We start from the raw sequence: 6861 nt of genomic DNA on the forward strand, positions 1-6861 counted from the left end.
AGAAGAGCGATTGACGAAGAGATTGGAGATACGATTGGAAGAACTGTTGACAGAGAGGTTAGAGATGCGGTTGACGGAATTGTCAGAGCTGCGGTTGATAGAGAGGTTGAAGATACGATTGGAAGAACTGTTGACAGAGCGACTAGAGATGCGATTGACAGAGCGGCTAGAGATGCGGTTGGAAGAACTGTTGACAGAGAGGTTAGAGATACGATTGACAGAGCGGTTGGAGATGCGGTTGGAGCTCATAAACTTTCGTGGTATTACTGGATTGGCGGTCAATTTTGGGTCGGCGGGTGGTATTGGTATGGGAGTCCAGCGTACGTGTCATTTTTTACAGATGTTTGTAAATTAAAACTTCCAAAGGATATTGAAGAGAGAGCCGAAGCGTACAGCAAAATATGTCAATCTGTGAATTATGTTTGGGCGGATAAAAATTTTGTGATGGTATGTGCTAGACCAAAACATATTTATAGAGATGAGCAAGGCAGACTGCATAGCCCTGACAGCAAAGCCATAGAATATCATGATGGCTGGGGTTTATATATGTGGCATGGAATAAAAGTATCTAAAAAGATTATAGAAACTCCCGAAACTTTAACTAAGAAAGATATTGTAAAAGAAACCAATGTGGAAGTAAGACGCTGTATCATTGAAAAGATAGGCATGGAAAGATATGCCGAACTGCTAGGAGTGAAAGAAGTTGATAGAGATACCGTATCTACCGAAGAAGCAGTATTATACAAAACAAAAAGAAAAGATAATATTCTAAACAATTATGCTTATTTTGTTAAGGTTAGTTGCCCGTCATCCAAGAGAAAATATATGCTAGGGGTTCCCTATAAACTATTTAATGAATATCCCAAGAACTGTTGGGACGCAAAAGCGATGACCTTCAGGAAAAGAGAAAGTCAATATAATATTATTAAGGAAACTTAATGGAGATTCTTTAAAATAAATTTAACTAGCACTCAAAGAGATGAAGGGAGATAGATGAATAGTTTAAACTTAATTTCACCATTATTAGCAATAGACGGATATGGATATTCAGCCGAGAACCTTGTATTTGCTTTAGATAAAATTGGGATCGATGTAATATTAAATCCTCACGATTGGAAAATTAAAGATTATTCAAAGCCAGAGATAGAAAAGTTTATGAATAAAGGATATAAATCAGAGATAGGATTGATTTATCATTTACCGCCGACATTAGCACAATATAGAAAATATTTTAAATATTTAATCACTATGACGATGTTTGAAACAGATAAAGTCCCGCAAATTTGGATTAAGTATCTTAATAAATATACTGACTATGTTTTGGTCCCTAGCTTTTGGTGTAGAGATATTTTTATAAAATCAGGACTTAAAAAGCCGATCAAAGTTGCTCAGTTAGGAATAGATTTAGAAAATTATGAGTATTTCGATAGACCAGAACATAGCAATTATAGATTTTTGATTACAGGTAAAATGGATATTAGAAAAAACTACCAGTTAGCCATAGACGCTTTTGATGAAGAATTTGAGGACGATGAAAATGTTGTTTTAGTTATTAAAACCCGAAAAGGCTCACCAATAGATTATCCTCATAGTGATAGTAAAAAAGTGATAGTATTAGAGAAAGATTATACCGCGCAAGAGATGAGGCAATTATACGAAACCAGCGATTGTTATGTTTACCCGAGTAAAGGGGAAGGGTTTGGTCTTCCACCGAGAGAGGCAATGGCTACTGGTTTGCCTGTAATTTTAACAAATTGGGGTTCATTATCAGAGATAGCAGACCCTTTATATTCTTATCCTTTGGACAAGATAGGGCTAGAACCTGCTAATTATCCGAATAGGAGTATGATCGGGCTTCAAAATGAAGATTTAGGTAATTGGGCTATTCCCGATAAAGAAGAATTAAAGCAAAAAATGAGATATGTTTATGAGAATAAAAAAGAGGGAAAAATAAAAGGTTGGTTAGCTTCTGAAAAAATGAAAATAAAGGCAAATGCGGAAGTCGGTGCATTGGTCATAAAAGAACTTATAATGGATTTAAAATGAAAATTAGCGCAAATATGATTATAGGGGAATTTAATGAGCCTTATTTAAAATATGCTTTAAATTCAATTAGGTGGGTTGATGAAATAGTTATAGTTAATACTGCTAATTTTGATTTCAGAAACATTGAAATTAAAAGGAATAAGTTTAAGTTTATAAATTATGTCGACTATTATAAAGAATTTAATTTTGCTAATGCCCGTAATTTGGCTAAAGATAATAGCACGGGCGATTATATTTTAAAAATAGACGCAGATGAAGTTTATTACAATTCTTTTGAGAAAACAGTTAGAAGTTTAGATTTTTCAAAGGATATTTACGAATTAGAGTTTTATCATTTTCTTATAGATATTTTTCATTATCAATATATTGAAAGTAAGGAAGTTTTATTTAAGAATAATAAGTTAATAAAATGGCAAGGTGAAGTTCATGAACAGTTAGTCGGACTAGCTACAAGAGGAAAACTCCACGATAAATTTTGCCATTTAGGATATACAAAACTTCAAAAAGAAATATTTGAGAAGTGGATAAAATACGCCAAATTAGACCCGAAACTTCCTGATGATTTTTATAAAGGGCGAAAAGGCGATCATATCCTAGAAGATAGAATTGCTAAAGAATTTCCTTATGAATATCCTGAAGTTATGAGAGAATTTATAAAAACTACTCCAAGCATTATAAAGGTTAAAAACCGTATGCCTAAGATTGGAGTTATAATAGCTAATGCAGACCAAAAAATATTAGAAAAGATTAAAGCTACAGCAGACTATCCTTTAGTAACTACATTCACAGTAAATAAGGCATTTAATAATTCAATTAAGGCTTTTTTAGCAGATGATGATGTTAGGTGGCTAGCATTTATAAATTTTGCTACAGATTTATCAAAGCCTTGGGCAAGTGAATTTATAGATATTTTTGCCAAAGGCGGAGTTGGAGCTATAATAGACAAAAGAGGCATTATTGCCTTTCCGAGAGATGTTTTTGAGAAGATCGGATTGTTAAATGAAAAAGGAATTGATGAGTTTATAGAACGGGTTAAATTAGAAAATCTAAAAGTGGAAGAACGATGAAAAGAATTTTAGTTACAGGTGGCGGAGGATTTATTGGTAGGCATTTAATCAAGAAATTATCAGAAAATCCAAAAAATAAGATTTTAGTTGTTGATGATTTATCGGGAGTTCAAGAAGATAGGGATAATGTGACTGCTTGTAATGTAATATTTTTGAAACAAAACTTTCTATTATTTGATACGAAATTAAAGTTTGATGAAATTTATCATTTAGCTGGTTCTGTTAGTTCCGTTGGTTATATTATTACTGCTCTATTAGATAGGGCAATCGCTTTCGCTTTAAGAGATAAAGCAAAGTTAATGCTTATTTCTACCTCTGAATTTTATGAGGAAAATCCGATATTTGACCAACCTGAAGTTTTAGCAAAGGGTGTTCCTTCAAATATTACTGTTGGATTAGATAGATTAGAATATGGAATTAGTAAATTATCAGGCGAGATTTCTTTAACGAATAGATTAAGAACCGAAAAGAATCTAAAATTTAACATAATCTGTCCTTTTAATATAATCGGGACAGGGCAAAACCCAGACTTAGGATTTGGAATTCCGAGATTTATTAGACAAGCGCTAAATAATGAGCCGATAACAGTTTATAGCGACGGGATGGACCAAAGAACTTTTATAGATGTTGAAGATATTTGCGAAGCAATGATTTTGATAATGAAGGCGAAGCACAACGGAATTATCTTTAATGTCGGAAACCCTCGAAATAAAATAACTAGTGGAGAGTTAGCGCGGAAAATTGTGAAGATAATTAATTCAAAGAGCAAGATTACTTTTGTAAGTCTTCAAGGATTACACAGAGAAGATTTTGCCGAAGTGTGGGACAAAATACCGAACATAGATAGATTAAAAAGTTTAATCGGCTTCGAGCCTCATTGGGAATTGGATGAAATTCTACAAAAATGTATTGATGAGATTAAAGAAAGAGATAAAATTTTTAATACTTGAGGGTTTGCTTATTCTGTGAATCAAGGTATTGATGAGGGCAAAGTATGAAAATAGCAATGATTACAACTTGGGATAGGCAATGCGGAATAGCTGAATATGCGAAAAGTTTAGTTAGTTCGCTAGAAAAATTAGGTGTAGATATTCAAGTTTTTGATAAGGACAATATTGAGTGGCGAGGTTTAGAGAGGTGTAATATCATTCATTTTCAAAATCAAGGTTCGTTCTGGTCGGGCGAGTGGCTAATGAATGTCTTAAAAATGTTGAAAACTCAAAATAAGAGAACGATTGTCACTTTTCACGATAGTGCAGTTTGGGAAGGGTTTGATTTTAAGAATATAGATATTGCGATAGCACATAGAGAAGATATATTTAAAAACATGCTTTTACCAAAAGAAACAAAAAAAATAACTTTTCCTATGGGCATACCCGAAATCCCTGTTAAAATTTGTTCTTTCGGGATAGGCAGGAATGATAATATAGCAGTTAAACGGATATGTGATGAATTAGGTTTTGGATATAATATCCCCAGTAAATGGTTACCTACAAAGAAGCTAATTGAGTTTATTAAGAGTCACGACGGGGTTGTTTTATGGTATAATGAGGTTGGAATAGTTGGAAGTTCAGCGGCGGCAAGATTAGCGATTGCCTGCCGAAGACCATTGTTTCTATCAAACGTAAGTTGGTTCGATGATTTAGATTCTATTAAAACTAAAAATTTATATAAAGCAAGAGATTTAAACTGTTTGAAGCTTTTTATGGAATCATTTTATAAAAATTATCTTACTATAGAAGAAGGATTTAATAATTTAGCGAAGAAACATAAGGAATTATATGGGCGATTATACTAAAGAAGAATGGGCAAAAATAAAAAAGGAAAATAAAAATAGAAAACAAAATTATTCTTTAAGGGCGTGTAGATATTGCTTTAGAACTTCAGGAATAACTTTTAGGAAAGTAGGAGAAGATTTATATATTTGTGTAGATTGTTTAAAAGATAAACAAAGGGAATTTGAGAAGAAGGGTAAATTAAAATGAACGGAATTTTAGTCGGGTTCGGAACAAATAGAAAATTAAACGCGGTTTATTCGCTTGTTGAAGGAAAATACCCGAACCTCGGAGAGAATATCGGGGTTATGACAAGATTTGTTGGCGGTAAAGATAAAATAGCTGTTAATTTTCTAAAACAATTTTTTTCTGAGATGAACAATATCCTAATATAATGTTAAAGGAGATTTATCAATGAAAAAAGCACTTATTACAGGAGGAGAAGGCTTCGTCGGTGGTCATCTAAGGGCTGAATTAGAGGACAATGGCTATCAAGTTATAAGCACTTCAAGACTTCCTAAAGACGGGTTTGTAAAAATGGACATTAAAAATTATGAAGAAATTAGATCAGTTTTAAACGAGCATAAACCCGATGTCATTTTCCACTTAGCCGCTATTGCTTATGTTCCTTCGAGTTGGCAAGACCCTGAACTTGTTTATGAAATTAATGGTTTAGGAACTGTTAAATTATTAAATGCGGCTCGTTCTCTAGGATTATTAGATACGATAGTTCAGATAGCGGGTTCTTCTGAAGAATATGGTTTAGTTACTGAAAATGAAACACTAATAAAAGAAACAAACCCTTTAAGACCATTAAGTCCTTATGCGATTTCAAAAATCAGCGCGGACCTTGCGGGCTACCAACACTTCAAGAGTTGGGGAATTAAGACGATAAGAACAAGAGCGTTTAATCATGAGGGACCAGAAAGTAAATACGGACCAGCGAGAGGCGATGAATATGTGACTTCTACTTTTGCGAAACAAGTTGCTTTAATCGAAAAAGGGAAGCAAGACAAAATAATGGTTGGAGATTTAACTTCAATCAGAGATTTTACTGATGTTAGGGATACAGTTCGAGCTTATAGATTGTTAATTGAAAAAGGCGAATATGGTGAAGTATATAATATCGGGAGTGGTAAGGGATATACTATTCAACAAGTTTTAGATATTTTAATTAAATTGGCTAAGGCAGAAATTAAAGTTGAGGTTGATCCGAAAAGGTTAAGACCTTCTGATGTGAAGTTACTTTTATGTGATTGTTCGAAGATGAAAAAAATAACAGGCTGGGAGCCAGAAATACCTTTTGAAAAAACTATGGAAGATTTGTTAAACTACTGGAGGAAAGTAGTATAATCGTGTCAGTTCTTTGAAAACTTGATTTAAGGACTATTATGTATAAAGGGGTGATAATTAGTGGGGAAGTGTTTGATATGTAATACTACTACTCAAGGTCGTCATCATTATTGGCACAGTAAAAAAGAATATAAGAAAAAACAATACCGAAAGAAAAGATTATCAATTTGTTTTGCTTGCCATGATTCATACCATAGAAAATTTAAAAAAGAATGTATGAATCGGGAAGTAAGATATAAGAAATGCAAGCGTTGTAGATTCAATTCAATCTGCTGTTATGCAAGGGGGAGGTGCTTGGAATGACAAGAATAAGACATTTTGAAAACAACAACTTAGAAATCAATCTGTATTATTTAGGGGAATCCATATATTGCCCGACAAAAGAAGAATACCAGCTAGAAGTAAAAGAAAACAAATATAACCAAACAACAACACAAACAACAATTCTAGCTCAATGCGACCAAGAAGAAGCCATACAAACATATTCTTTAAATTGCGTAAAGAAACATCAGACAAGAAAGATCATGTTCACTTATAACTACGAACTTATAGACGGTTATTACTATACATAATAAATAGTAGGGGTATTCTCTAGTTTCAAACCAATTAGGCGATACCTC

9 protein-coding genes are annotated in these 6861 nt (G+C 33.2%); all 9 read left to right on the forward strand.

Going from position 1 to position 6861, the window contains the following annotated elements; all coding sequences use genetic code 11:
- On the forward strand, positions 1-939 hold a 939-nt coding region (locus tag COZ07_RS08270), incomplete at its 5' end, for a DUF6745 domain-containing protein (protein WP_406608092.1).
- 54 nt (positions 940-993) lie between these two features.
- Complete coding sequence (locus COZ07_RS08275; protein WP_406608093.1) at positions 994-2046, forward strand: glycosyltransferase; 1053 nt, start codon at positions 994-996, stop codon at positions 2044-2046.
- Positions 2043-3113: a glycosyltransferase gene (locus COZ07_RS08280; protein WP_406608094.1), complete on the forward strand. Its 1071-nt coding sequence runs from the start codon at positions 2043-2045 to the stop codon at positions 3111-3113. Before COZ07_RS08275 ends, COZ07_RS08280 begins: the two co-directional genes overlap by 4 nt.
- Positions 3110-4063: an NAD-dependent epimerase/dehydratase family protein gene (locus COZ07_RS08285; RefSeq protein WP_406608095.1), complete on the forward strand. Its 954-nt coding sequence runs from the start codon at positions 3110-3112 to the stop codon at positions 4061-4063. The genes COZ07_RS08280 and COZ07_RS08285 overlap by 4 nt, the downstream gene beginning before the upstream one ends.
- Positions 4064-4107: 44 nt before the next feature.
- A complete protein-coding gene (locus COZ07_RS08290; protein ID WP_406608096.1) occupies positions 4108-4911 on the forward strand; it encodes a hypothetical protein in 804 nt (267 codons plus the stop codon).
- Positions 4895-5098, forward strand: a complete 204-nt coding sequence (locus COZ07_RS08295) for a hypothetical protein (RefSeq protein ID WP_406608097.1) — start codon at positions 4895-4897, stop codon at positions 5096-5098. Before COZ07_RS08290 ends, COZ07_RS08295 begins: the two co-directional genes overlap by 17 nt.
- Positions 5095-5283: a hypothetical protein gene (locus COZ07_RS08300; protein WP_406608098.1), complete on the forward strand. Its 189-nt coding sequence runs from the start codon at positions 5095-5097 to the stop codon at positions 5281-5283. Before COZ07_RS08295 ends, COZ07_RS08300 begins: the two co-directional genes overlap by 4 nt.
- 19 nt (positions 5284-5302) lie before the next feature.
- Positions 5303-6241 (forward strand): GDP-mannose 4,6-dehydratase, encoded by a 939-nt coding sequence (locus tag COZ07_RS08305; protein ID WP_406608099.1) that lies wholly within the window; start codon positions 5303-5305, stop codon positions 6239-6241.
- Between the two features lie 299 nt (positions 6242-6540).
- Complete coding sequence (locus tag COZ07_RS08310; RefSeq protein ID WP_406608100.1) at positions 6541-6813, forward strand: hypothetical protein; 273 nt, start codon at positions 6541-6543, stop codon at positions 6811-6813.
- Positions 6814-6861 lie beyond the last annotated feature (48 nt).

This window comes from Candidatus Infernicultor aquiphilus, from assembly GCF_002784285.1.
In the GTDB taxonomy this organism is placed as follows: domain Bacteria; phylum Atribacterota; class Phoenicimicrobiia; order Phoenicimicrobiales; family Phoenicimicrobiaceae; genus Infernicultor; species Infernicultor aquiphilus.